Source organism: Vibrio sp. YMD68, from assembly GCF_029958905.1.
GTDB lineage: Bacteria > Pseudomonadota > Gammaproteobacteria > Enterobacterales > Vibrionaceae > Vibrio.
Map to the genome: position 1 here is coordinate 474572 of NZ_CP124614.1, position 25790 is coordinate 500361.

Sequence of the window (25790 nt, forward strand, 5' to 3'; positions counted from 1 at the left end):
CTTTTACAGAAAAGTTCACGCTCCAGTTTTACGACTGGAATTGTGGTTCAAAGCCTGGCTATATGCCGGGCTTTTTGTTTTTTTACATCTATAAATCCCCTTTATTATTATCTCCTAAGATCTTTTCTTTTTAATTCAGCTTCTTTTGTGACCCAGCATAGGCTTTGCCCTTTGAATGTTACAAAAAGGTAGCTTTATCTTGTCAAAAAGTAGGGTTTTAATTATCATTTGCCATCAAATAAATATAATTAAAACTTTAATTTGTTAGCCATGCTCTGTAAGCGGAATAACAACTATCCAAAGGGAGCAAATGGGAGAATGTTTGGATGAGCAATGCGCCTTTAAATAACGGTCGTAGACGTTTCTTGACTGCCACAACTGCGGTTGTAGGTGGTTTAGGGGCAGCTGCAGTCGCCGTTCCTTTTATTAAATCTTGGAACCCAAGTGAAAAAGCGAAAGCTGCTGGTGCCCCTGTCGAAGTTGATATCGGTAAACTCGAAGAAGGGCAAATGGTTCGTGTTGAGTGGCGTGGAAAACCTGTATGGGTAGTCCGCAGAGCTCAGTCGGTTGTCGATGGCTTAAAAGCTCTGGACGATCAATTGCGTGATCCGGTGTCTGGAGAAGAGCAGCAACCCGCCTATGCACAAAATGCTTACCGTTCAATTAAGCCTGAATATTTTGTTGCCGTCGGTATTTGTACGCACTTAGGGTGTTCGCCTACTTACCTACCTGATAGCTTCAGTGAACAGGTTCAAGGGGTTAAATCTGGTTTCTTCTGTCCTTGTCACGGCTCTAAGTTTGATATGGCAGGACGAGTATTCCAAGGTGTACCTGCACCACTCAATCTAGTTGTACCGCAGCATATGTATTTGAGTGAAACCAAAATTATGATCGGTGTTGACGACACAGGGGAGGCATAATGCAAGCGCTACTAGATTGGGTAGAAAAACGTCTACCAGTGATGGATTCTTATAAAAAGCATCTATCAGAATATCCGATGCCAAAATCGTTCAACTTTTGGTACTTATTTGGCTCACTAGCGATGTTAGTGCTTGTTAACCAAATTCTAACCGGTATCTGGTTAACAATGAACTACGTTCCTTCTGGTGAAGGTGCGTTTGCTTCCGTTGAGTACATCATGCGCGATGTGGAATACGGCTGGCTATTACGTTACATGCACTCAACAGGGGCGTCAGCGTTCTTTGTTGTTATCTATCTGCATATGTTCCGTGGCTTGATTTATGGGTCTTACCAAAAACCTCGTGAGTTATTGTGGCTATTTGGTATGTTGATCTTCCTAGTGCTCATGGCTGAAGCCTTTATGGGCTACTTGCTGCCATGGGGTCAAATGTCTTATTGGGGTGCACAGGTAATCATCTCCCTCTTCGGTGCGATACCGGTTATTGGCGATGATTTGACGCTTTGGATTCGTGGTGATTACGTTATTTCTGGTGCGACACTTAACCGTTTCTTTGCTCTCCATGTTATTGCACTGCCTATCGTTCTACTTCTTTTGATCGTATTGCACGTCCTTGCTTTGCATGAAGTCGGCTCGAACAACCCTGATGGTATCGAAACTAAATTACCAAAAGGCTCAATGGGCGATGACTACAAGACGCAGTTTAAGTTCCACGAGAACTACACTAAAAAATACGATGTCATCGATTCTATTCCTTTCCATCCATATGGAACGGTTAAAGATCTAGTCGGTGTCGCAGGCTTCTTGTTCCTGTTCTGTTACGTGTTGTTCTTTAATCCTGAGATGGGCGGTTACTTCCTTGAGCCACCTAACTTTGAAGCTGCTAACCCTTTGAAAACGCCAGAGCATATTGCTCCAGTATGGTACTTCACACCATTCTATGCGATTTTACGTGCAGTCCCAGATAAACTTCTTGGCGTAGTCGCGATGGGCGCATCGATTGTTGTGTTGTTCCTTCTACCATGGTTCGACCGTTGTAAAGTACGCTCTTACCGTTACCGTAGTAAGCTTCATCTACTGAATATTATTCAGTTCACTATCTGCTTCATTGCATTAGGTATATTGGGTGCGCTCCCTGCGACTCCGTTATACACACTAATGGCGCAAATCTTTAGCTTAGGTTATTTCATGTTCTTTGTTTTGCTATTCTTCTACAGCAAAAATGAGGCGACGAAACCGTTACCAACTAGGGTGAAATTCAAATGAAGAAGTGGATTGTAATTTTATTTGCATTGTTGCCATCTCTAGCATTAGCGGCTGGCGGGAATGTTCATTTAGATAAAGCGAACAATGATTTATCTGATCAAGCTTCATTGCAAAATGGCGCTAAGTTATTCATGAACTACTGTTTTGCTTGTCATGGGACTCAGTATCAGCGCTATGAACGTGTTGCGAAAGACATCGGCATTCCTTTGGATCTCATGAAGGAAAACCTAATGTTCGATCCTGAGGCGAAAATTGGTGACTTGATGGTGAGCGCCATTCCTCAAGATTCTGCAGCGAAATGGTTTGGTGGCCCGCCACCTGACTTGACATTGGTTGCTCGTGTTCGTGGTACTGATTGGTTATACACCTACCTGCGCTCGTTTTACACGGATCCAAGTCGCCCATTTGGCGTAAACAACATCGTGTTCCCTAGTGTTGGCATGCCTCATGTTTTAGAAGAACTGCAAGGCATTCCGGAACCTGTTTACGAAACTAAAATCGTTGATGGTGTAGAGCACAAGACGGTTGTTGGTGTTAAGACGGATGGCTCTGGCGAGTTAAACACTGAGGAATACGACTCAGCGGTTCGCGACCTTGTGAACTTCTTAGAATACTCTGGTGATCCGGTTAAGTTAGAGCGTCATGCTCTAGGTTGGTGGGTGATGGCTTTCTTAGTGATCTTCACTATTGTCGTCGTGTTGCTTAAGAAAGAGTATTGGCGTGATGTGCACTAATTGTGCTATAATGCCACGCTGATTTTTAATTTTGTTTAATGGAGGCTAAGCCTCCATTATTTTTTTGTATCTGTAAGTATGCTGGAGGGCTCCATGGCTGTAGCTGCGAATAAACGTTCTGTGATGACTCTGTTTTCAAGTGCATCTGATATGTATAGCCATCAGGTTCGTATCGTCCTTGCTGAGAAAGGCGTAAGTGTTGAAGTTGAGCTTGTTGACGAAGCAAATTTGCCTAACGAGCTTATTGAGCTAAATCCTTATAAGTCGGTACCAACATTGGTTGACCGTGAGCTTGCGTTGTACGATTCGAAAATCATTATGGAATACCTTGATGAGCGTTTTCCTCATCCACCATTGATGCCTGTTTACCCTGTTGCTCGTGGTAATAGTCGTCTGATGATTTATCGCATAGAGCGCAACTGGTACAGCCTAGCTGAGAAAGTGGTTAAGGGTAACGCTGAAGAAGCTGAAAATGCTCGTAACAAACTACGCAATGATCTACTAACGCTGGCTCCTGTATTTGCAGAGTATGAGTACTTCATGAGCGAAGAATTTAGCCTGATCGATTGTTACCTAGCACCATTATTATGGCGTTTACCTCAACTGGGTATTGATTTGATCGGCCCTGGTTCAAAAGAGCTTAAAATCTATATGAGTCGAGTATTTGAACGTGATTCTTTCTTGGCTTCTTTGACTGAAGCTGAGCGTGAGATGCGTTTAAGCCGATAGTTAGTGATGGATATTGAAAAAATGACACCACGCCGACCATATATGCTACGCGCATTTTATGAATGGTTAGTGGATAATGACCTAACACCTCACCTAGTGGTTGATGCAACCATGCCGGGCGTTCGAGTGCCTGAAGAATTTATTCAAGATGGTCAAATCATCTTGAATATTGCTCCTAGAGCGGTTGGTAACTTGGAACTTGGTAATGAAGCGATTACCTTCAGTGCTCGCTTTAGTGGCCGTCCTCACTCTGTGATAGCGCCTTTGTATTCTGTACAAGCTATATACGCACGAGAGAATGGCGCTGGAACGATGTTTGATCCAGAAGAGGCGTATCTTGATTCTGAAACCAAGGCTGCTGAAACAATGGCTACCGATGAGATAGAAAATACCACCTCTATGGGTGTCAGTGGTTTGTCCTCTGTTCCGACAGAAGCATCTGTTGATCTCGAAGAAGAGGTTGGCCCGTCAGATGAACCGCCTAAACCTAAAGGTCGCCCTAGTTTGAGAGTGATTAAATAAAATAGAAAAAGCAGCTTATTCGCTGCTTTTTTATTGTCTTGTATTCAGCCAGCTACTTGCTATTGGCAGTCTAAATTAGTCCACATTTTGGAACGCTCTAATGACTTGCTTTACCCCGGAGATATTACGTGCAACCTCTGTTGCTATGTCCGCATGATGTGGAGACACATAACCAAGTAAAAAGACTTCTTTGTCTTCTGTAATGACCTTTACTTTGATGCCATTTAACTCTGTGTTCGTTAACAGTGCCGATTTAACTTTAGTCGTGATCCAGCTGTCATTGCTTATTGCTGTGACTGATAACGGCTCATTAATGCGAACTTGGTTATGTAGGGTTGTGACTCCTTTTAACTGCTTTGCTTCTGCTATGAAGGCATCGAGATCGGATTGGGTTTTGGCTTGCCCCATTAATACGACAGTCCCGTTGTGAGAGCTTGCCGTGACACGCAGTTGCCCACGAAATGGCGCTTTATTGCCAAGGCCAGCCACCTCAAATTCAATATTGTTGTCGTTCCAAATTTCTTTGGTACTTCTTGTGTCTGTAATAATGGTTGCGGTTGTTGCTGCGCCTGCGACGAAAACTCCAGCACAGCCAGACAGTGAGATTAAGGTCAAAACAACAGCCAAATAGCGAAATATAGTCATAATTACTCTTCGTGAGCTGGAAACAATACCTGATCGATAAGATCGCATAAACAGTGAAGTGTGACCATATGAACTTCGTGAATTCGAGGTGTTCTGTGAGACGGAATACGAATTTCAACGTCATGCTCTCCGAGCAATCCCGCCATTTCCCCGCCGTCTTTACCGGTGAAAGCAATAATGGTCATGTCACGAGTTACCGCAGCTTCCATCGCTTTAATGATATTCTTGCTATTACCACTTGTGGAAATAGCCAACAAAATATCACCAGCTTGACCAAATGCTCTGACCTGCTTAGAAAAAATTTCTTGGTAGTGATAGTCGTTAGCAACGGCGGTGAGCGTTGTATTGTCCGCCGTTAGAGCCATGGCTGGTAAGCTTGGACGCTCAGTTTCAAAGCGATTTAAAAGGCAAGAGACGAATTGCTGAGCATTTGATGAGGAACCACCATTACCACAGCAAAGAATCTTGTTGCCGTTGAGTAGGCTAGCAACCATTGCTTGTGCGGCATGAGTAATTGCATCCGGAAGAGCTTCGGCTGCGGCAATTTGAATTTGAATGCTTTCAGTGAAGCTATCTTTAATGCTATCGAGCATCGGTTATCCTTGGGTGATTGCGTTTTTAATCCATTCGATCTGCTTACCTTGCTGGTGAATAGCAATAACATCAAAACGGAGATCGGTTTGCTCAACAGAGCGATTTGTTTTTAAAAGCCAATAATGGGCTGTTTTGAGTAATTTGGCGACTTTGCTCGGAGAAACGGTTTCAGCTGCGTGACCGTAGCGTTTATTTTCACGGTAGCGAACTTCAACAAAAACGATGGTAGTACCGTCTTTCATAATGAGATCGATTTCCCCGCAGCGAGCGGTGAAGTTTCTCTCAATAACCATGAGACCGCAACCTTCTAGATGATTTTTAGCGACAGTCTCATAGTGTTGACCTTTGTCTCTGCGGCTAAAGAGCCCCATGCTCAGCCCAGCTAATTTCTCTTTGCACAATGCAATTTTCATCGATACGCAGAAGGCCTGTTTGGCCTTGGTAGCTATGATCTGGCATGATCTTCATTTGCGGTAATTGATCCATCATATGATAAGCATCAATGCCAAGCGCTTGAAGGCGGCGTTCAGAGTTTGAATCTTTTTCCCATAGCTGTTCCATTTGGGCCATTAAAGGCGTGTCTTTTTGAAGCAACAGCGGTATATCACTGTAGGTGATACCCGTCAGATCTTCATACTGTTTATTGCCACTGTTACTACGAGAGTTGGAAAACAATTTTGGTGGCTTTGTATCTGGATTAATCGCAACTTCAATAAATGGCTTAATCAATGTCAATTCAGGCCCGCTAGCGACAATATAGACCGCATCGATATCGCGACGGCTGCGAGGTTGGCTTTCTAAAGGTATCCCCAGTAGCCCCTCAATCTGAGCAATATGCTGTTGGCTATCTTGCAATCCAAACACCGAGTTAATGTTACGTTGAAGTTGGCGCTTGTCACCAAACAGGTTAACAGCCACCTTGTTATCATTAAGCTTTTCCCATTCCGCGGTAAACGCTTCGCTCACTCGTTGACCAAGCTTGCCTTGTGGCGCTAAAACTAATGGGTATTGATAACCTTGTTGGTGTAAGTATTTTGCTGCTTGAGCGACTTCTTGCTCCGGAGAAAGAGCGATGTAGCAGGTGCCTGTTCCTATTTCCAAATTATCGGGAATATTGAGCGCTAAGGTTGGAATGTGCTGGCTCAGATTAGTCTGAATTTCTTCAAGTTGCTCTACATTATCCTTTGTTAAAGGCCCAACAATAAAATCGATACGCTTCTCAACTAATATGGATTCCAGTTCAGTTCGTTCGGTTTTATTGGTGTCGACGATAGTGAGAGTCGCTTGTCCATCACGATTTTCGTCATTCATCATCGCCATGATAAAGCCGTCACGGATTAACTGAGCTTGTTTAGAAAACTTACCCGAAAGAGGAAGTAAGATGGCTGTATTTTTTGGCTTGGTTATTTCTAAATCCAATACGTCTTGAATCGCTTGTGGAGTATACATCACGGCTGGGTGTGTTGGGTTCTCTTCAAACCATTTCTCAAGACTGTTTTTAAGCATTGGGATGCTGTTCGCGAGAGTCTTCATATAAACGCTCAGCTGAACCCAACCGTCAATGACCTCTTCACTTTCTGAAGCGCTTAAAAGTGCCATCTGATCCGATTGATAACGTTCAAGGTTGGTCCAGATTACGTTGGCTGTTTGCTGCTGTTCAACCTCATCTTGGTAGGCACTGAGGTAGACCAGCTCTTTACTGGCTTCAAAAAATCTTGCTTGATTGGTGTATAAGTCTGCTCTGAGTTGGTAGTAGTCAACCCATTGCTGGTCTGGTAACGACCATTGCTTTTGAAAGTTGAGTTGTGACAATGCTTGTTGATATTCGCCAATGCTTTTTAACAGCTCAGCCCGAGACAACTGCCATTCCGACTGTTGAAGTTCGTCGAGTGGCAGTTTAACCATTCTTTTTGATAGACGGTTAGCCAGATCGATATCGTTACTTTCAATCGCGGCTTTAAACGCCATGATTAACCAGTCTCTCTGAATCGAACCTTGTGCACTGTCTGCCTGCATTAAATAGCTTTGAGCCGATTGCGCAGGATCTTGCAAAATATCAACATAGGTCGGTGCTGAAGGTGTAGACGAACACGCACTCAACACGATTGCGAGTGCAACAGGTGTGAGCAAGCGTGGTACACTGATTCTCTTATGGTTCTTCATAGCCATGCATTCTTATACTTGTAAGTGTAAAATTATCTCTATATTAATCGTTGAAGTGATGGTAAACAAATGACAGACAACAAAACATTGCCAGCAGAGATCCCAACTCTCTATATTGTTCCGACTCCAATAGGCAATTTGGGTGATATTACCCAGCGTGCCATCGATGTTTTATCAACCGTCGATGTTATTGCCGCTGAAGATACTCGCCATACGGGTCGATTACTCGCTCATTTCAACATTAAAACTAAGACCTTCCCGTTGCATGATCACAATGAACAGCAAAAAGCTCAAGTATTAGTTGATAGATTATGTGAAGGGCAGTCTATCGCATTAGTGTCTGATGCGGGTACGCCTTTAATTAGTGATCCAGGATACCACCTTGTGAATCAATGTCGTCAAGCAGGTGTAAGAGTTGTGCCTTTACCGGGGGCTTGTGCTGTTATTACCGCACTCAGCGCGTCAGGGCTTCCATCGGATCGCTTTAGCTTTGAAGGCTTCTTACCGCCAAAAAGCAAAGGTCGCAAAGATAAGTTTTTGGAAATCGCGAAAGCAGAGCGCACCTGTATCTTTTACGAATCTCCTCACCGAATCTTAGATTCTCTTAGCGATATGCTTGATATTTTGGGGCCAAACCGAGAAGTGGTGTTGGCTCGCGAGATCACAAAAACCTTTGAAACCATTAAAAAGCTGCCTTTAGGTGAATTAATTGAATGGGTAAACAGCGATGAAAATCAGCGCCGTGGTGAAATGGTGTTGCTTATTCATGGCTTTCGAGACAATGCCGAAGAAACCATGTCAGACGAAGTCACCAGAACGCTGACTATTTTGACGAAAGAATTACCCCTTAAAAAAGCGGCGGCAATGACGGCCGAGATTTATAACTTAAAGAAAAATGCGCTCTATAAATGGGGTTTAGAGTATTTAAGTTAACCTTCTTTGTGGTGAAAAAGTAAGCGAGATGGTGGGAAAGCAAGCAAGTTCTAGCGTGTTTTTGTTAGAAAGCTTACAAAATGTTCATTTGATGACTTCTTCCTAGACACGCTTTGCGCTTATCTATACAATCCGCTTCGGAGTTGACTGGGTAATCGCTGCTTCATTGATGTCCTTCGGGAGACTGATGGAGGGGAGGAACGTCCGGGCTCCATAGAGCAGGGTGCCAGGTAACGCCTGGGGAGCGTGAGCTCACGACAAGTGCAGCAGAGAGAAGACCGCCGATGGCCTCATTTCTTCGGAAGAGGCACAGGTAAGGCTGAAAGGGTGCGGTAAGAGCGCACCGTGCGTCTGGTAACAGTTCGTAGCAAGGTAAACTCCACCCGGAGCAAGATCAAATAGGCCCTCACATTGCGTTGCTCGCGTATGGGGGCGGGTAGATTGCTTGAGCCTGTGAGCGATTGCAGGCCTAGACGAATGGTTACCGCCGCGAAAGCGGAGACAGAACCCGGCGTATGTGTCAACTCCACCAATTCGAAACCCATCATAACGTAGAGTTATGATGGGTTTTTTGCTTTATATTGACGAAAATTATTTTGTTAACACTAAACTTGGCGCAATATCACGAGATGTTTTGCGCAAACAGTAGCGATAGCCTGTGAAATCAGTACACTGATGTGTATCTGTATTTTGTGTTAATCGCTTTTAGCCCAAGCTTGATGAGACCAACATGACTGAACCATTCCAACATATTTCTGTTTTACTTAATGAGTCGATTGATGGACTCGCCATCAAACCTGATGGTACCTACATAGATGGTACATTTGGTCGTGGCGGCCATAGCCGAACCATTCTATCTAAGTTGGGAGAACATGGTCGTTTATTCAGTATTGATAGAGATCCACAAGCAATTGCTGAAGCAAAGAAAATTGATGATCCTCGTTTTACTATTATTCATGGCCCATTTTCAGGAATGGCAGAATATGCCGAACGTTATGATTTAGTAGGAAAGGTGGATGGCGTTTTACTTGATTTAGGCGTGTCATCGCCTCAACTGGACGATGCTGAACGTGGCTTTAGTTTTATGAAAGATGGCCCCCTTGATATGCGCATGGATCCTACTACCGGCATTTCTGTTGCTGAATGGATCCTCAATGCGGATTTAGACGACATTACTTGGGTTATTAGAGAGTTTGGGGAAGACAAACATGCTCGTCGTATCGCTAAAGCGATCGTCGCACATCGTGATGACGAAGAGAAAGAACCGCTCACTCGAACCGGTCAGTTGGCGAAATTGATCTCTGAAGCTGCACCGAAGAGCTTTAAAGAGAAAAAACACCCTGCAACTCGCGCATTCCAAGCTTTTCGAATTTATATCAACAGTGAGTTAGAAGAGATCGATACCGCACTGAAAGGTGCTGCAAGTATTCTTGCACCACAAGGCCGTTTATCTGTGATCAGTTTTCACTCCTTAGAAGATCGTATGGTGAAACGTTTTATACGTAAAGAGAGTAAAGGCCCTCAAGTTCCTCATGGCATTCCTTTAACTGAAGCGCAAATCAGTGCTCTAGGCTCCGCAGATTTGAAGCCGATTGGCAAAGCCAATAAGCCGAGTGAAAGTGAGGTAGAACAAAACCCGCGCTCACGCAGTTCAGTATTACGTATCGCAGAAAAACTGTAACAATAATGAGCAGTCGCACGCCTAATTTAGCTAAGCTGATCGTCACCGATTTATTGGGTGTTGGTCGGTTGCCTTTGTTGATGCTTATCTTAATTTTTATCAGTGCGATGGGGGTGGTGTTCATTACACATCACTCCCGACAATCCATATCTGATAAAAACACCATGTTGATCTATAGAGAACAGTTAGCCAATGAGTGGCGAAACCTTATTTTGGAAGAAACGGCATTAGCGGAACATAGCCGAGTGCAAACAATGGCAAAGCAAGAACTAGAGATGCGTCGCCCTGACGCGGATAAAGAAGTGATCATTAATCTACAATGAAAACGAAAAAGAGTTCCGTCTCCCCAAAGCTTGCCAAATCTAAGTCCAAAACGGACGCTCCCTTGTTGATCCGTTGGCGCTTTTATCTATTGCTGGTGTGCGTTTTTGCCTGCTTTTCTATTTTGGTGGCTCGTATTGGCTACATTCAAGTGATTGAACCTGATAACTTGATCCGACAAGGTGATCTGCGCACCGTGAGAGCTAAGACGATTCATTCAGCGCGTGGAATTATTTCCGACCGTAATAATGAGCCTCTTGCTGTCAGTGTACCAGTAGAGGCCGTCTGGGCTGATCCTGTGGCTATCTTTAAGGGCAAAGGGCTCGAAGACCTTGATAGGTGGCACGCATTGGCAGATGTCCTCGGACTCGATCGTCAAAGCTTGGTTAAGAAAATCAAGAGCAATGACAAGCGTCGATTTATCTATCTTCAGCGACAAGTCAGCCCTGCAATGGCCAATTATATTCGTGAGCTCAAGCTACCCGGTGTTGGGCTAAAGTCGGAATCAAGAAGATACTACCCAGCAGGTGAAGTTAGTGCTCACTTAGTTGGTGTAACTGGCATCGACGGTCACGGTTTAGAAGGAGTGGAACGAAGTTATGACAAATGGTTGACTGGTGAGGCTGGCAAACGAATTATCCGTAAAGATCGCTATGGACGCGTGGTTGAAAATATATCGCTAGAAGAGCATGAAGAAGGGAAACCTTTAGAGCTCACCATCGATCAGCGCTTACAGGCGATTTCTTACCGAGCCATTAAACAGGCGGTTGCCGATACCAGAGCAACCTCAGGATCGGCTATTTTGTTAGATGTAAAAAGCGGCGCAGTTTTATCGATGGTTAATGCGCCATCTTACAACCCGAATAACCGCTCAGATTTGCAATCATTTAAAATGAGAAATCGAGTGATCACCGATGCGTTTGAACCCGGATCTACCGTTAAACCTTTTGTGGTTTTAGCGGCACTTGAAAATGGTTCAGCGACAAAAGATACGGTGATCGATACGGGCAACGGCATCATGCGTATCGGTGGTAGCCGAGTGGTGGATACCTCAAAGGTAGGAAAAGCGAACTTAACGACGATATTGCAAAAGTCGAGTAACATAGGGGTTGCAACATTGGCTTTGGATATGCCGCTTGAAGCGCTATTAGGTATGTACAGTTCGGTCGGTTTTGGTGAAACCTCGGGTCTTAACCTTGTCGGTGAAACGTCGGGTATTTTTCCCAACAGACGACGCTGGTCAAAACATGAAATCGCCACGCTCTCCTTTGGTTATGGGTTAACCATTACCCCTCTTCAGCTGGCTCATGCTTATGCGACCTTGGGAAACTACGGCGAATATCAACCTATTCATATCATCGAAAACAATCAGCAAGACCTTTCTAGACAAGTCATTGATAGTGATAACGCTCGCTTGGTGTTGGAAATGCTAGAAACGGTGACCCAACCTGGCGGAACAGCGACAAGAGCGGCCGTTCCTGGTTATAGAATTGCAGCTAAGACAGGGACCTCACGTAAAGCGGTGGCGGGTGGATATGGCGATGAATACTTTGCGTACACAGCAGGTATCGCTCCAGCGAGTAACCCAAGACTAGCCCTAGTTGTGGTGGTTAACGAGCCACAAGGTGATAATTATTATGGCGGTTCGGTTGCAGGCCCCGTTTTCTCTGAGATCATGAAAGGTGCGCTACAGATATTGAACGTTGCACCCGATGAAAATCAATTTAAAAGTCATTAGCTAAGAGATAAATAGCATGAGTTCTGAAATTACACTTGGTGAGTTACTACAACCTTGGATTGAGTTGTCTGACTCAACCCTTCATCACCTACCAGTCACTCACTTAGAGTTGGATAGTCGTAACGTTTCTTCTGGCGATGTTTTCTTGGCGGTGAAAGGTCATCAAGTGGATGGACGACGTTACATTAATGCTGCCGTCCAACAAGGCGCTTCATGCGTTATTGCTCAAGCTTGCGAACTAAAGTCTCATGGTTTGATTGAGGATATTTCAGGTATCTCAGTTATCTATATCAACGATCTTGATACTTTTCTTTCTCCGTTAGCGGGGCGTTTGTATTCTGAAAAGCCAAGTTCGCTTATCGGAGTGACAGGGACCAACGGTAAGACGACCATTACTCAGCTGATCGCTCAATGGCTTGGGCTTATCGACCAATCAGCAGTGGTGATGGGCACAACCGGCAATGGATTTTTAAACGATTTACAACCCGCGATTAATACCACGGGGAACGCGATTGAAATTCAGCATACACTTCATCAATTTGCACAGAAAGGGGCAGACTATGCCGCGTTAGAGATTTCATCTCACGGGTTAGTTCAAGGTCGAGTCAGTGCCTTGCCGTTTTCTGTCGGCGTTTTTACCAACTTAAGTCGTGATCATTTAGATTATCACGGGACGATGCATGAGTATGGTGAAGCGAAAAAAACACTCTTTACCCAGCACCAATGTAGTACAGCGGTCATTAACATTGACGACCCTGTTGGTTTGGCGTGGTGTGATGAACTTGCTAACACTGTTGGTGTCTCTTTATCGCCTTGTTCCGATGTGAAAACCACGGTTTTTGCCACGGACGTTAAATACCAAGAGTCTGGGATTACTTTAACTTTCTCTGGTAAGTTTGGTGAGGGCAGCTTTACCGCCCCACTGATTGGTGAATTCAATGCAAGTAATCTTTTATTGGCGCTAACCACCTTATTGAGCTTGGGTTTTGATAAGCAATCTTTGATAGAAACGGCTGAGCACATTACGCCTGTTTTAGGCCGTATGGAACTGTTCAGTGCGGCACAAAAAGCCAAAGTGGTGGTGGATTATGCTCACACGCCCGACGCCCTTGAAAAGGCACTGCTGGCGCTAAAAGTTCATTGCTCAGGAAAGCTATGGGCGATTGTAGGTTGTGGCGGTGACCGTGATACAGGTAAGCGACCAATGATGGCAAAAATCGCTGAAACTCAAGCTGATCACATTATTTTTACGGATGACAATCCACGCAGTGAATCGCCTCAATTGATCGTTTCAGATATGCTTGCAGGTCTTGATTACCCTGATGATGCTTATGTTGAGCACAACCGTTATCTCGCATTGCAATACGCGTTATCACAAGCTGATGAGAACGATATCGTATTATTGGCTGGAAAAGGGCATGAAGATTATCAAGTGATGGCCAATGAAATCGTTCACTACTCTGACCGAGAATCTGCATTGCAATTATTAGGAATAACATCATGATCTCAGTTTCCTTATCGACATTAGCGACCGTACTGAATGCACAGCTAATTGGCCCGGACGGTGTGATTGATCAAGTTTCAACGGATACAAGGAATATTGAATCCGGTACTTTATTTATTGCGCTTGTTGGAGAGCGTTTTGATGCGCACAACTTTGTTGGGCAAGCGATTGAAAATGGCGCTTCGGCATTGATCGTCAGTCGACCATGCGATGTGGATGTACCGCAGCTGCTAGTGGAAGATACGAAGAAGGCATTAGGACTCGTCTCATCGTGGGTTCACCAACAATGCCAAACGCCGACGGTCGCTATTACGGGCAGTTGTGGAAAAACAACCGTGAAAGAAATGTTGGCGGGCATCTTGTCGAATCGGGGGCAAGTCCTTTATACCGAAGGGAATTTTAACAATGATATCGGTGCACCACTGACGCTGCTTCGATCTAAAGCCAGTTACGATTACGCGGTGATTGAATTGGGCGCTAATCATATTGGTGAAATTGCGTACACAACTGAGCTAGTGAAGCCTGATATTGCACTGGTTAACAATGTGGCTGCCGCGCATCTTGAAGGTTTTGGCTCTATGGATGGGGTGAAAATAGCGAAAGGTGAAATCTACCAGGGTCTCCCTAAAAACGGGGTGGCTGTCATCAACTTAGATAGCAATGGTGGTGCCTATTGGGATGACGTCCTTTCTGATAAAAGGTTGGTCACTTTCTCGGTCATCGACAGCAAAGCTGATTTTTTCGCTTCTGAGATCTCAATAAATGACATGGGGGCGGCGCAATTTTTGATGCAAACGCCGCTTGGCAGTATAACTGTTCAGTTAGGGATTATTGGGCAACACAATATTGCGAATGCACTGGCGGCTTGTGCATTGGCGATTGAGTTGGGTATTGACTTAGAAACCATTCAATTTGGGTTGCTTCATTTGCCTAACGTAAAAGGCCGAGTGGAAGCGATTGAAGTATCGGAATCGATCCATTTAATTGATGACAGTTATAACGCTAGTGTCCCAGCCATGCATGCCGCTGTTGATTTGTTGGCCAGTTTTAAAAGCCCGCGTTGGTTAATTTTAGGTAATATGGCAGAGTTAGGCAGCGAAAGCCTTGCACTTCATCGCCAAGTCGGTGAACATGCAGCCCGATTTAATTTTGAGTACGTTTTAACGTATGGCGAAGATGCCAAAGTGATCAGTGATCTCTGTAATGGTCATCACTTCGAAACACATGAACGTATGAACGCATACATTGAGCAGCAACTAGAACAGCATAATAAACGACACCACACACTATTGGTCAAAGGCGCAAATAGTGCGGGGATGAGTAACATTGTGGCTGCTTTGAAGGAGAACCATTCATGATTATTTGGCTTGCAGAGTTATTTCAGCCTTATGTGTCTTTTTTCCGTTTATTTGAATACCTTTCATTTAGAGCGATTGTTAGTATTTTAACCGCGTTAGGTCTGTCTCTTTGGATGGGACCTCGACTTATTAAACGCTTGCAGATGTTACAAATAGGCCAAGTCGTTCGCAACGACGGACCAGAATCTCATTTTAGCAAACGTGGTACGCCAACCATGGGCGGCATCATGATCCTTGCTGCCATTATTATTACCGTCTTGCTTTGGGCTGACTTAACCAACCCTTATGTTTGGGCTGTCGTCGGAGTATTATCGGGTTATGGTGTCGTTGGGTTTGTGGATGATTATCGTAAAGTCGTTAGAAAAAACAGTGATGGATTGATTGCACGCTGGAAGTATTTCTGGCAATCAGCGATTGCGCTGGTGGTTGCATTTGCATTGTACTGGCATGGTAAAGATACCGCTGCCACCCAGCTCGTCGTGCCATTTTTTAAAGAAGTCATGCCACAGCTGGGCTTGTTCTACATCGTATTAACCTACTTTGTGATTGTGGGGACCAGTAATGCGGTGAACCTAACTGATGGCCTTGACGGTTTAGCCATTATGCCGACAGTCTTAGTCGCTGCTGGTTTTGCTGCTATTGCCTGGGCAACAGGTAATGTTAACTTTGCCAACTATTTGCATATCCCACACATCCCACTGGCGTCTGAGTTGGTGATTGTATGTACAGCCATTGTTGGCGCTGGGTTAGGCTTTTTATGGTTCAATACCTATCCTGCTCAAGTCTTCATGGGAGATGTGGGTTCTTTAGCGCTTGGCGGTGCATTAGGTACTATCGCGGTATTGGTTCGTCAAGAATTCGTACTGGTCATTATGGGTGGTGTTTTCGTGATTGAGACGTTGTCTGTCATTCTACAAGTGGGTTCATACAAGCTTCGTGGGCAGCGAATCTTCCGCATGGCACCAATACACCACCATTATGAATTAAAAGGTTGGCCAGAGCCGCGTGTTATCGTTCGATTTTGGATTATTTCAATTGTGCTTGTTTTGATCGGTTTAGCCACACTTAAAGTGCGTTAATCATTTTGTAGCAGATGTACTGACTATTATGGACAAAAAATGAATCCGTGGGATAAGGTTGAAAATGTTGTTGTAGTAGGGCTTGGTATTACTGGGCTCTCTGTGGTTAAGCACCTTTTGCAAGTATCTTTGCAAGTATCAAAACCACTTTCGATACAGGTGATTGATACTCGCTTAGAGCCTCCGGGCGCCGCTGAACTGCCGCACAATGTTTCTCTTCACAAGGGCGGTTGGAATACGTCTTGGCTCCAAAATGCGGATCTTATTGTCGTTAATCCGGGGATTGCACTTGCAACCCCTGAGCTGCAGCAAGCCTCTCTTGCAGGCATTAAGCTGGTTGGAGATATTGAACTCTTTGCTTGGCAAGTGGATAAACCGGTGATTGCGATCACAGGTTCAAATGGAAAAAGTACCGTTACCGATCTTTCCGGGGTGGTTGCTAAAGCATCAGGGTTAACTGTAGGCGTTGGTGGTAATATTGGTGTTCCAGCGCTTGATCTGCTTCAGCAAGACGCGGATCTCTATATCCTAGAGCTGTCCAGTTTTCAGTTGGAAACCACTTCTAGTCTTCATTTAGCTGCGGCTGCATTTTTGAATCTTTCAGAAGATCATATGGATCGCTATGAAGGAATGCAGGACTACCGTGAGGCCAAACTGCGTATTTTTCAACATGCAGAACAGTGTATTGTTAATCATCAAGATAAAGCCACGTACCCTGTCGACTCAAACACGCCTTTAATCACGTTTGGATTAGACGGTTCGAGCAACTACTGTTTAGGCCAATTTGAAGGTCAAGAGTACTTGATGGCCAATGGCAACCCCGTGATTTCGACAGCAGAGTTAACACTTGTTGGGCGTCATAACGTGGCTAATGTTTTAGTGGTTTTGGCATTGCTTGAACAAGTGGGTGTCGATATTAATAAAGGGCTCTCTGCGCTGAAGTCTTACAGTGGCCTGACTCATCGGTGTCAGCTCGTCGCTGATAATAGAGGCGTTAAGTGGGTCAATGACTCTAAGGCGACTAATGTTGCGAGCACCGCTGCTGCGTTGTCGGGTTTAGATTGCAAGGGCACACTTTATTTGCTTGTTGGTGGAGACGGCAAAGGGGCCGATTTTTCAGAATTAGCCGATATACTAGGCCCAATGAATGTCCAACTTTGCTGTTATGGTGCCGATGCTGACAGGCTGTTATCCCAGCATCCATCCGCTAGAAAGTATCAAACTATGAATGACATCATTGCTGAGATATCTCCAAAACTGGAACAAGGTGATATGGTGATGCTTTCCCCGGCTTGTGCCAGTTTCGATCAGTACTCGAACTTTATGGCGAGAGGGGATGCTTTCATTGAGTTGGCATCGCAATACGCGTAATTAAGACAAAGGAAAAGCATGCAAGTTAGGCGTATTTTATCGGGCGTACATGAATGGTTTTCGCAAACAGCGCCTGAGCCGTTATTTGATCGCCAATTGGTCTGGATTTCTCTTGGTCTTATGTTGACTGGTCTAGTGATTGTCACATCGGCCTCTTTTCCTATTAGTTCTCGCTTAACCGATCAGCCCTTTCACTTCATGTTTCGTCATGGCGTCTTTTTATTGCTCGCTTTGTTTACCTCAGCGATTGTGCTTCAGGTCCCGCTTAAAAAATGGCTGCAATACAGTTCGCTCTTACTTGGTGTCTCCTTTTTCTTACTTATTGTTGTGCTACTGATCGGTAAGTCTGTCAATGGCGCATCACGTTGGATCCCTCTTGGGTTATTTAACCTTCAACCTGCGGAAGTGGCCAAACTGTCGTTGTTTATTTTTATGGCAGGTTACCTTGTTAGAAAGCAAGCTGAAGTGAGGGAGACATTTTTTGGTGGCTTTATGAAGCCCATCATGGTGTTTGCTGCGCTGGCGGTTTTGCTACTAGGCCAGCCAGATCTTGGTACTGTCATCGTGATGTTAGTGACTCTATTTGGCATGTTGTTTATTGCTGGGGCTAAGTTATCTCAGTTTATCGCTTTAATGGTTGCGGGAATCATGGCCGTCATTGCTTTGATTATTGCAGAGCCCTATCGAATGAGGCGTGTTACGTCATTTTTGGACCCTTGGGAAGATCCTTTCGGGAGCGGTTATCAGTTAACTCAATCACTGATGGCATTCGGTCGAGGTGAATGGTTCGGGCAGGGATTAGGGAATTCCATTCAAAAACTGGAGTACTTGCCAGAAGCACATACCGATTTTGTATTTGCGGTATTGGCTGAGGAACTAGGCTTCATCGGTGTCGTTCTGGTACTACTACTCATTTTTAGTCTGGTTCTTAAAGCCCTGTTTATTGGTAAAAAAGCATTTGAAAACAACCAACTGTTTGGTGGTTATTTGGCGTTTGGTATTGGCATTTGGTTTGCGTTTCAAACTCTCGTCAATGTCGGGGCGGCTTCGGGTATCGTTCCGACCAAAGGATTAACGCTACCACTGATCAGTTACGGTGGTTCAAGCCTCATTGTTATGACTGTTGCTGTCTCTATTTTATTGAGAATTGATCACGAATGTCGGCTGCAGTCTGTCCCCAAATTAAATTTAGAAAAAGATGATAATGAAAAAGAATAAACGATTACTGGTAATGGCTGGAGGGACTGGAGGACATGTTTTTCCGGGGTTAGCCGTGGCCAAGAAACTTCAGCAACAAGGCTGGGATATTCGTTGGTTAGGCACGGCTGACCGTATGGAAGCCGATCTCGTTCCAAAGCATGGTATCGAGATTGATTTTATTAAAGTGAAAGGGATTCGAGGCCAAAGAATGGTTGGCCTTCTTCAAGCACCCTTTCAAATTTTGGCGGCGATATTACAGGCTCGAAACTACATTAAAGCTTGGCAACCTGACGTTGTTCTCGGTATGGGCGGGTATGTAAGTGGGCCTGGTGGCATTGCTGCCTGGTTGAGTGGTGTCCCTGTTGTACTTCATGAACAAAATGCCGTTGCGGGGCTAACCAATCAATGGTTGTCCAAGATTGCCAAAAAAGTATTTCAGGCATTTCCTGGTGCTTTTCCTGATGCACAAGTTGTCGGTAACCCAGTACGAGAAGATGTGGCGGCTATTACGGAGCCTGAAAGCCGCTTGGCAGCGCGTAGCACCCCAATTCGTATACTGGTAATGGGCGGAAGTCAGGGAGCACGAATTCTAAATCACACCTTACCGGAAGTGATGGGGCAACTCGGTGATCAGTATCAGATCCTTCATCAAGCCGGACGAAGCAATCAAACGGATGTCAGCGAGCGTTATCAACAGCATAATGTTGCTAATTTTGAAGCGGTTGAGTTTATTGATGATGTTGCAGCGGCGTATCAATGGGCAGACTTGGTGGTTTGCCGATCCGGAGCCTTAACGGTTTCTGAGCTTTCAGCCGCTGGAGTCGGGGCGATTTTTATCCCATTCATGCACAAAGATCGCCAGCAGGCACTCAATGCCGATCATCTGGTAGAATGTGGCGCTGCGAAAATGATAGAACAGCCAGAACTCACGGTAGAAAAACTGGCTAACATGATTAAAGAATTAGACCGCCCAACATTGTTAAATATGGCAAGCAACGCGAGAGGTGCTGCGATGCTTGAAGCGGATCAAATCGTCGCCGATGCCATTATTGCCCTGAGTAACTAACGAGATAAATCTATGACCATTAAACATACACAAGATCTAGCCCAAATCAGAGCAATAGTCCCAGAGATGCGTCGCGTAAAAAGCATTCATTTCATTGGTATCGGTGGTGCTGGCATGAGCGGTATCGCAGAAGTGCTGCTCAACGAAGGTTACCAAATCACAGGGTCTGATCTTGCTCAAAACCCTGTGACTGCAAGGTTATCCTCAAAAGGCGCAACGGTTTATATAGGTCATCAAGCAAGTAATGTTGAAGAGGCCAGTGTTGTTGTTGTTTCAACAGCCATCAACGAAGAGAATCCAGAGATTGTTGCGGCTCGTGAATTGAGAATTCCGATTGTACGACGCGCTGAAATGCTGGCAGAACTCATGCGTTTTCGCCATGGTATTGCTGTGGCAGGTACTCATGGTAAAACCACCACTACAGCGCTCGTCACGCAGATCTATTCAGAAGCAGGCTTAGATCCTACGTTTGTTAATGGTGGCCTGGTTAAAAGTGTTGGCACCAATGCACGCTTAGGTTCTAGCCGGATTTTGATCGCTGAAGCCGATGAAAGTGATGCCTCGTTTTTACATCTACAGCCTATGGTCAGTATTGTGACAAATATCGAAGCGGATCATATGGATACCTACGGTGGCGACTTTGAGGTATTAAAACAGACCTTTATCGATTTCTTACATAATCTTCCATTTTATGGTCAAGCGATTGTTTGTATTGATGATCCTGTGGTGAGAGAGTTGATCCCACGTATTAGTCGCCAAGTCATTACTTACGGCTTTTCGGAAGATGCTGATGTTCGCCTTGAAAACTATCAACAAAATGGTCAGCAGGGTAAATTCACGGTGGTACGAAAGGGTAAAGCAAACCTTGATATTACCTTAAACATACCTGGTCGACACAATGCATTAAATGCGTCTGCCGCGATAGCCGTTGCCACGGAAGACGATATCAGTGATGAAGCGATTCTTTCTGCCATGATTGGCACTGAAGGTACAGGTCGCCGATTTGAGCATTTAGGGGAATTTGATACTGGCCGTGGTCAGGCCATGCTTGTTGATGATTACGGACATCACCCAACAGAAGTTGATGTTACGATAAAAGCGGCAAGAAGTGGCTGGGAAGAAAAACGCCTGGTGATGATATTCCAACCGCATCGATATTCGCGAACTCGTGATTTATATGATGACTTTGCGAATGTTCTTGATCAAGTTGACGTGTTGCTGATGCTTGATGTCTATCCCGCTGGAGAGCAGCCTATCGCAGGGGCTGATGGCCGTGCCTTATGTCGAACGATTCGTAGCCGAGGCAGAATCGACCCTATTTTCGTCGCTGATACAGAATCATTGCCAGCTGTTTTAGCGAATGTTTTACAAGATGGTGACCTCGTTTTAACTCAAGGTGCAGGTGATGTGGGCAAAGTAGCAAAGCAGCTTGCCACTCTTGAGCTAAATATTAATAAGATGCGCTAAACGAAAGGTGAGTATGTCAAATTTGAGAGTTTTGAGAAGTTAACTGAAATCAGGTTCAGAAAACTCACATTTCGTATTTGATACTTTTGGTTAGCTCAGTATAATCCCAAGGTTAAAGTGAATGCTTTACCTCTATTATTGGGTAGGATAGGGACAGTTTGCTGGCCAGACTAAGGACTACGGACTTTGATTAAGACTCATTTAAGTGAAGGCCGTGGTGTTACGTATCTGCCACTAGCTCAAAGGCACGCTGCTGGTAGTCTGTTTTTGTTGGTTGTTGTATTGCTCATTAGTGCATTGCTTTATTCAACATTGTCTTGGATGTGGGATGATCAAAGGCTTCCACTGTCAAAGATAGTGGTACAAGGGGAATTAGAGTACGTGACCCCTCGCGATGTACAACACTCTTTTGCTAGACTTGAACATATCGGTACGTTTATGTCTCAAGATATCGAGTCTTTGCAAGAGACAGTGCAGTCTATCCCTTGGGTTTCTCAGGTCTCCATTCGTAAGCAGTGGCCTGATACGATAAAGGTTTTTTTGACCGAACATCAGGCTGAAGCGATATGGAATGGAAGCACCTTACTCAATACTAAAGGCCGAGTATTCAATGGCGACATTGGCCAGTTAGTCGGAGACCGGGTCAAACTTTATGGTCCGGCTGACAGTAATGAATATGTTTTAACAACTTGGCGCGACATTGCACCACTGTTTCAAGCGCTAGGTCTAAATATTCAATCATTAGTTTTGAATGACCGAAGAGCTTGGCAAATAATTCTAGATAACGGTATGCGTTTAGAATTAGGTAAAGAATCAATGAACGAGCGTATTGCTCGTTTTATTTCTCTGTATAAGAATTTAGGAAATGACGCTGAGCGAGTCAGCTACATCGACCTTAGATATGATACCGGAGCTGCCGTTGGTTGGTTCCCTGAACCGGATTTAGCACAAGAGAGTACGGATGACTAAGGTTGTTGATGACAATTTAATTGTTGGTCTAGATATAGGTACAGCGACCATATCGGCATTAGTTGGTGAGGTGCTGCCAGACGGTCAGATTAATATCATAGGGGCAGGCACAAGCCCCTCTCGTGGTATGGATAAAGGTGGCGTTAACGATTTAGAGTCTGTGGTTAAGTCAGTACAACGAGCAATCGATCAAGCTGAACTTATGGCAGAGTGCCAAATTAAGAATGTGTTTTTATCGTTATCTGGACGTCACATTGCTAGCCGTATCGAAAAGGGCATGGGAACAATATCTGAAGAGGAAGTGACTCAAGAAGATATGGACCGGGCTATTCATACGGCAAAATCGATTAAAATAGGTGATGAGCTTAGGATTCTTCACGTAATACCGCAAGAGTTTACCATTGATTACCAAGAGGGAATCAAAAATCCACTTGGGCTTTCCGGTGTACGAATGGAAGTGAGTGTCCATTTGATCTCTAGCCACAATGATATGGCTAAAAACCTTGTTAAAGCGGTCGAGCGTTGTGGGCTAGTTGTGGAGCAGCTTGTTTATTCAGGCTTAGCGTCGAGTAATGCTGTTATCACTGAAGACGAACGTGAACTCGGTGTTTGTGTCGTGGATATCGGCGCTGGTACTATGGATGTCTCTATTTGGACTGGTGGCGCGTTACGTCATACAGAAGTGTTCTCATACGCAGGTAATGCCGTCACCAGTGATATTGCTTTTGCTTTTGGGACACCAGTGAGTGACGCAGAAGAAATAAAAGTAAAATACGGCTGCGCACTGAGTGAGCTAGTCAGTAAAGATGATACAGTTAATGTTCCAAGTGTTGGTGGGCGTCCATCTCGAAGCTTACAAAGGCAAACATTGTCTGAAGTAATAGAGCCGCGCTATACCGAACTCATGGGCCTAGTGAATCAAACTATTGATACTGTTCAATCAAAGCTGCGAGAAGATGGCATCAAGCATCACCTTGCCGCTGGTGTTGTCCTCACCGGAGGTGCAGCACAGATTGAAGGATTGGTAGAATGTGCGGAACGAGTATTCCGCAATCAAGTTCGTGTTGGTAAGCCACTGGAAGTGAGTGGCTTAACAGATTATGTAAAAGAGCCGTATCATTCTACGGCTGTTGGTTTACTTCATTACGCGAAAGACAGTCAAATAAGCGATGACATTGAATACAGCGAACCTAAACGCCAATCAATGTCGAGTTTAATGGGTCGTTTACGTAATTGGATACAAAAAGAGTTTTAACCTGAATAGCAGGAAAAACGGAGATAACAAATGTTTGAACCGATGATGGAAATGTCTGACGATGCAGTAATCAAAGTCGTTGGAGTTGGTGGCGGTGGTGGTAATGCCGTTGAACACATGGTGCGTGAGTCTATTGAAGGCGTAGAATTCATCAGTGTCAACACGGATGCACAAGCACTTCGTAAAACGAGTGTTAACAGCGTTATTCAGATTGGTGGTGATATCACTAAAGGTCTTGGTGCAGGCGCTAACCCTCAGGTTGGCCGAGATGCAGCATTAGAAGATCGAGAAAGAATTAAAGAAGTTCTGAGCGGTGCCGATATGGTATTTATAGCCGCTGGAATGGGCGGTGGTACTGGAACAGGTGCTGCGCCAGTTATCGCTGAAGTGGCAAAAGAGTTGGGTGTATTGACCGTTGCGGTTGTCACAAAACCATTTAGCTTTGAAGGTAAAAAGCGCTTAGCCTTTGCCGAGCAAGGTATTGAAGAGCTCTCTAAGCATGTTGACTCATTAATTACGATCCCTAATGAGAAGTTGCTAAAAGTTCTTGGGCGCGGCGTGACATTACTAGAAGCGTTTGGCAGTGCCAATGATGTATTGAAAAATGCGGTTCAAGGTATTGCTGAGTTGATTACTCGCCCAGGTATGATTAACGTCGATTTTGCCGATGTGCGAACCGTGATGTCAGAAATGGGTCACGCAATGATGGGCAGTGGTGTTTCAAAAGGTGAAGATCGTGCTGAAGAAGCAGCTGAAACCGCCATTTCAAGCCCATTATTGGAAGACATTGATTTAGCGGGTGCGCGTGGTGTTCTTGTTAACATTACAGCGGGTCTCGACATGCGCTTAGATGAGTTTGAAACAGTGGGTAACACTGTTAAAGCATTCGCCTCTGATAATGCAACGGTTGTAATTGGTACCTCTCTTGATCCAGACATGACCGATGAAATCCGAGTAACTGTTGTTGCTACTGGTATCGGCACAGAGAAGAAACCAGATATTACATTGGTTGCTGGCGGAAAAACAAAAGTTGCACCGGTTGCACAACAGCAAACACCGGTACAGACAATAGCGAAAACTGAGGAAAAGGCGGCACAGCCTTTGCAAGAAAAACCTCAAGTTGCCGCTCAAACAGCAACGACGCAGACAACGTCAAACTCAGGACAAGCCGCAACAGCGCCGAAGCCTGATAAAGAAAATGCGTATCTAGATATTCCAGCATTTTTACGTCGTCAAGCTGATTAATAACTGTACGTAATTTGACAGTGTTCAAAATTATGTTAGCATGCCCGGTCTGTGTCACAGCAGACCGATATATGTAGCAAGTTTATTAAAGGGTAGTAGATGATTAGACAACGTACATTGAAAGAGATAGTGAAAACAACTGGTGTGGGACTCCACTCTGGTCGTAAAGTCACACTTACTCTTCGCCCTGCTGCTGCAAACACCGGTATTGTTTATCGTCGTACCGATGTCAATCCTCCTGTCGATTTTCCTGCTGATCCTGAGTCAGTAAGAGATACCATGCTTTGTACTGCTTTAGTTAATGAAGACGGTGTCAGAATATCGACGGTAGAGCACCTTAATGCGGCGCTTGCAGGTATGGGGATTGATAACGTAATCGTTGAAGTTGATGCACCTGAAATTCCGATTATGGATGGCAGTGCGAGCCCGTTTGTATTCTTATTGCAGCAAGCCGGTATTGAAACTCTAAACTCACCAAAACGCTTTATTCGTATTAAAAAACCAGTACGTTTTGAAGATGGAGATAAGTGGGCCGAGTTTGTACCGTTTAACGGCTTCCGTATGGATTTCGAGATTGAATTCGATCACCCTGCAATAGAGATCGACGAACAACGACTGCAGTTTGATTTCTCTTCTCAAGGGTTTATCAAAGATATCTCTCGCGCTCGTACATTCGGTTTTATGCGAGATATTGAATATCTTCAATCGCAGAATTTGTGTTTAGGTGGTAGTTTTGATTGCGCTATCGTACTAGATGAATACCGTATTCTTAATGAAGAAGGTCTTCGTTTTGCTAACGAGTTTGTGACCCATAAAGTTCTCGACGCAATTGGTGATTTATACATGTGTGGACACGCTATTATTGGTGAGTTCCGAGCTTATAAATCAGGCCATGGTTTGAATAACCAACTTTTAAGAGCGGTTCTTGCTGATCAAGAAGCCTGGGAATGGGCAACGTTTGAAGAAGCGGCTGGCTCTCCAGTAGCTTTTGCGGACCCTAGTTTCGTTATTGCTTAGATTATAAAAAAACC

Annotated in this window: 24 protein-coding genes and 1 other RNA gene; 21 read left to right on the plus strand and 4 right to left on the minus strand. The window is 44.6% G+C overall.

Annotated features, from left to right (window positions below; genetic code table 11):
- Nucleotides 1-326: 326 nt before the first annotated feature.
- From petA to sspB, 5 genes are all read left to right on the plus strand, one after another.
- Nucleotides 327-920, plus strand: a complete 594-nt coding sequence (gene petA, locus QF117_RS08245) for a ubiquinol-cytochrome c reductase iron-sulfur subunit (RefSeq protein ID WP_017035532.1) — start codon at nt 327-329, stop codon at nt 918-920.
- Nucleotides 920-2185 carry a cytochrome bc complex cytochrome b subunit gene (locus QF117_RS08250; RefSeq protein WP_282388529.1) on the plus strand — a complete coding sequence of 422 codons (1266 nt, stop codon included), beginning with the start codon at nt 920-922 and terminating at the stop codon, nt 2183-2185. The genes petA and QF117_RS08250 overlap by 1 nt, the downstream gene beginning before the upstream one ends.
- A complete protein-coding gene (locus tag QF117_RS08255; RefSeq protein ID WP_017035530.1) occupies nt 2182-2919 on the plus strand; it encodes a cytochrome c1 in 738 nt (245 codons plus the stop codon). The genes QF117_RS08250 and QF117_RS08255 overlap by 4 nt, the downstream gene beginning before the upstream one ends.
- Before the next feature lie 93 nt (nt 2920-3012).
- Nucleotides 3013-3648, plus strand: a complete 636-nt coding sequence (sspA, locus tag QF117_RS08260; RefSeq protein ID WP_017035529.1) for a stringent starvation protein SspA — start codon at nt 3013-3015, stop codon at nt 3646-3648.
- Between the two features lie 6 nt (nt 3649-3654).
- Nucleotides 3655-4170: a ClpXP protease specificity-enhancing factor gene (gene sspB / locus QF117_RS08265; protein ID WP_282388531.1), complete on the plus strand. Its 516-nt coding sequence runs from the start codon at nt 3655-3657 to the stop codon at nt 4168-4170.
- A 75-nt stretch (nt 4171-4245) separates the two neighbouring features.
- Here the strand turns inward: sspB and QF117_RS08270 are convergent, their stop codons facing one another.
- The 4 genes from QF117_RS08270 to QF117_RS08285 are packed head-to-tail and all read right to left on the minus strand — an operon-like array spanning nt 4246 to nt 7572.
- The gene (locus QF117_RS08270) at nt 4246-4815 is read right to left on the minus strand and encodes a BON domain-containing protein (RefSeq protein ID WP_282388532.1); all 570 of its coding nucleotides are present in this window, start codon (nt 4813-4815) and stop codon (nt 4246-4248) included.
- A 2-nt stretch (nt 4816-4817) separates the two neighbouring features.
- A complete protein-coding gene (locus QF117_RS08275; protein ID WP_017035526.1) occupies nt 4818-5408 on the minus strand; it encodes a phosphoheptose isomerase in 591 nt (196 codons plus the stop codon).
- 3 nt (nt 5409-5411) lie between these two features.
- A complete protein-coding gene (locus QF117_RS08280) occupies nt 5412-5780 on the minus strand; it encodes a YraN family protein (protein WP_017035525.1) in 369 nt (122 codons plus the stop codon).
- A complete protein-coding gene (locus QF117_RS08285) occupies nt 5767-7572 on the minus strand; it encodes a penicillin-binding protein activator (RefSeq protein ID WP_282388533.1) in 1806 nt (601 codons plus the stop codon). The genes QF117_RS08280 and QF117_RS08285 overlap by 14 nt, the downstream gene beginning before the upstream one ends.
- Before the next feature lie 69 nt (nt 7573-7641).
- On the opposite strand from QF117_RS08285, the gene rsmI reads away from it, so the two are divergent.
- The 16 genes from rsmI (at nt 7642) to lpxC (ending at nt 25776) form a co-directional block, all read left to right on the plus strand.
- Nucleotides 7642-8505, plus strand: coding sequence for a 16S rRNA (cytidine(1402)-2'-O)-methyltransferase (gene rsmI / locus QF117_RS08290; RefSeq protein ID WP_282388534.1), 864 nt, complete (start codon nt 7642-7644; stop codon nt 8503-8505).
- A gap of 139 nt (nt 8506-8644) precedes the next feature.
- Nucleotides 8645-9037, plus strand: an RNA gene (rnpB, locus tag QF117_RS08295) — RNase P RNA component class A.
- 198 nt (nt 9038-9235) lie between these two features.
- Nucleotides 9236-10186: a 16S rRNA (cytosine(1402)-N(4))-methyltransferase RsmH gene (gene rsmH / locus QF117_RS08300; protein WP_282388535.1), complete on the plus strand. Its 951-nt coding sequence runs from the start codon at nt 9236-9238 to the stop codon at nt 10184-10186.
- A 5-nt stretch (nt 10187-10191) separates the two neighbouring features.
- Nucleotides 10192-10509 carry a cell division protein FtsL gene (gene ftsL / locus QF117_RS08305; protein ID WP_282388536.1) on the plus strand — a complete coding sequence of 106 codons (318 nt, stop codon included), beginning with the start codon at nt 10192-10194 and terminating at the stop codon, nt 10507-10509.
- Complete coding sequence (locus tag QF117_RS08310; protein WP_282388537.1) at nt 10506-12245, plus strand: penicillin-binding transpeptidase domain-containing protein; 1740 nt, start codon at nt 10506-10508, stop codon at nt 12243-12245. Before ftsL ends, QF117_RS08310 begins: the two co-directional genes overlap by 4 nt.
- 16 nt (nt 12246-12261) lie before the next feature.
- Nucleotides 12262-13749 (plus strand): UDP-N-acetylmuramoyl-L-alanyl-D-glutamate--2,6-diaminopimelate ligase, encoded by a 1488-nt coding sequence (gene murE, locus QF117_RS08315; RefSeq protein WP_282388538.1) that lies wholly within the window; start codon nt 12262-12264, stop codon nt 13747-13749.
- Nucleotides 13746-15107 (plus strand): UDP-N-acetylmuramoyl-tripeptide--D-alanyl-D-alanine ligase, encoded by a 1362-nt coding sequence (murF, locus tag QF117_RS08320; protein ID WP_282388539.1) that lies wholly within the window; start codon nt 13746-13748, stop codon nt 15105-15107. Before murE ends, murF begins: the two co-directional genes overlap by 4 nt.
- On the plus strand, nt 15104-16186 hold the full coding sequence (mraY, locus tag QF117_RS08325) for a phospho-N-acetylmuramoyl-pentapeptide-transferase (protein ID WP_065576849.1): 1083 nt from the start codon (nt 15104-15106) through the stop codon (nt 16184-16186). Before murF ends, mraY begins: the two co-directional genes overlap by 4 nt.
- 39 nt (nt 16187-16225) lie before the next feature.
- Nucleotides 16226-17557, plus strand: coding sequence for a UDP-N-acetylmuramoyl-L-alanine--D-glutamate ligase (murD, locus tag QF117_RS08330; RefSeq protein ID WP_282388540.1), 1332 nt, complete (start codon nt 16226-16228; stop codon nt 17555-17557).
- Nucleotides 17558-17575: 18 nt separating this feature from the next.
- Nucleotides 17576-18775, plus strand: coding sequence for a cell division protein FtsW (gene ftsW, locus QF117_RS08335; RefSeq protein ID WP_017035515.1), 1200 nt, complete (start codon nt 17576-17578; stop codon nt 18773-18775).
- Entirely contained in the window at nt 18762-19823 is a 1062-nt protein-coding gene (gene murG / locus QF117_RS08340; protein ID WP_282388541.1) for an undecaprenyldiphospho-muramoylpentapeptide beta-N-acetylglucosaminyltransferase, read from the plus strand. Before ftsW ends, murG begins: the two co-directional genes overlap by 14 nt.
- A gap of 12 nt (nt 19824-19835) precedes the next feature.
- Entirely contained in the window at nt 19836-21290 is a 1455-nt protein-coding gene (murC, locus tag QF117_RS08345; protein ID WP_282388542.1) for a UDP-N-acetylmuramate--L-alanine ligase, read from the plus strand.
- A gap of 186 nt (nt 21291-21476) precedes the next feature.
- Complete coding sequence (locus tag QF117_RS08350; protein ID WP_282388544.1) at nt 21477-22259, plus strand: cell division protein FtsQ/DivIB; 783 nt, start codon at nt 21477-21479, stop codon at nt 22257-22259.
- The gene (gene ftsA / locus QF117_RS08355) at nt 22252-23514 is read left to right on the plus strand and encodes a cell division protein FtsA (protein WP_017035511.1); all 1263 of its coding nucleotides are present in this window, start codon (nt 22252-22254) and stop codon (nt 23512-23514) included. Before QF117_RS08350 ends, ftsA begins: the two co-directional genes overlap by 8 nt.
- 30 nt (nt 23515-23544) lie before the next feature.
- Nucleotides 23545-24759 (plus strand): cell division protein FtsZ, encoded by a 1215-nt coding sequence (gene ftsZ, locus QF117_RS08360; RefSeq protein ID WP_282388545.1) that lies wholly within the window; start codon nt 23545-23547, stop codon nt 24757-24759.
- 99 nt (nt 24760-24858) lie between these two features.
- The gene (lpxC, locus tag QF117_RS08365) at nt 24859-25776 is read left to right on the plus strand and encodes a UDP-3-O-acyl-N-acetylglucosamine deacetylase (RefSeq protein ID WP_282388546.1); all 918 of its coding nucleotides are present in this window, start codon (nt 24859-24861) and stop codon (nt 25774-25776) included.
- The last annotated feature ends 14 nt before the right edge of the window (nt 25777-25790 follow it).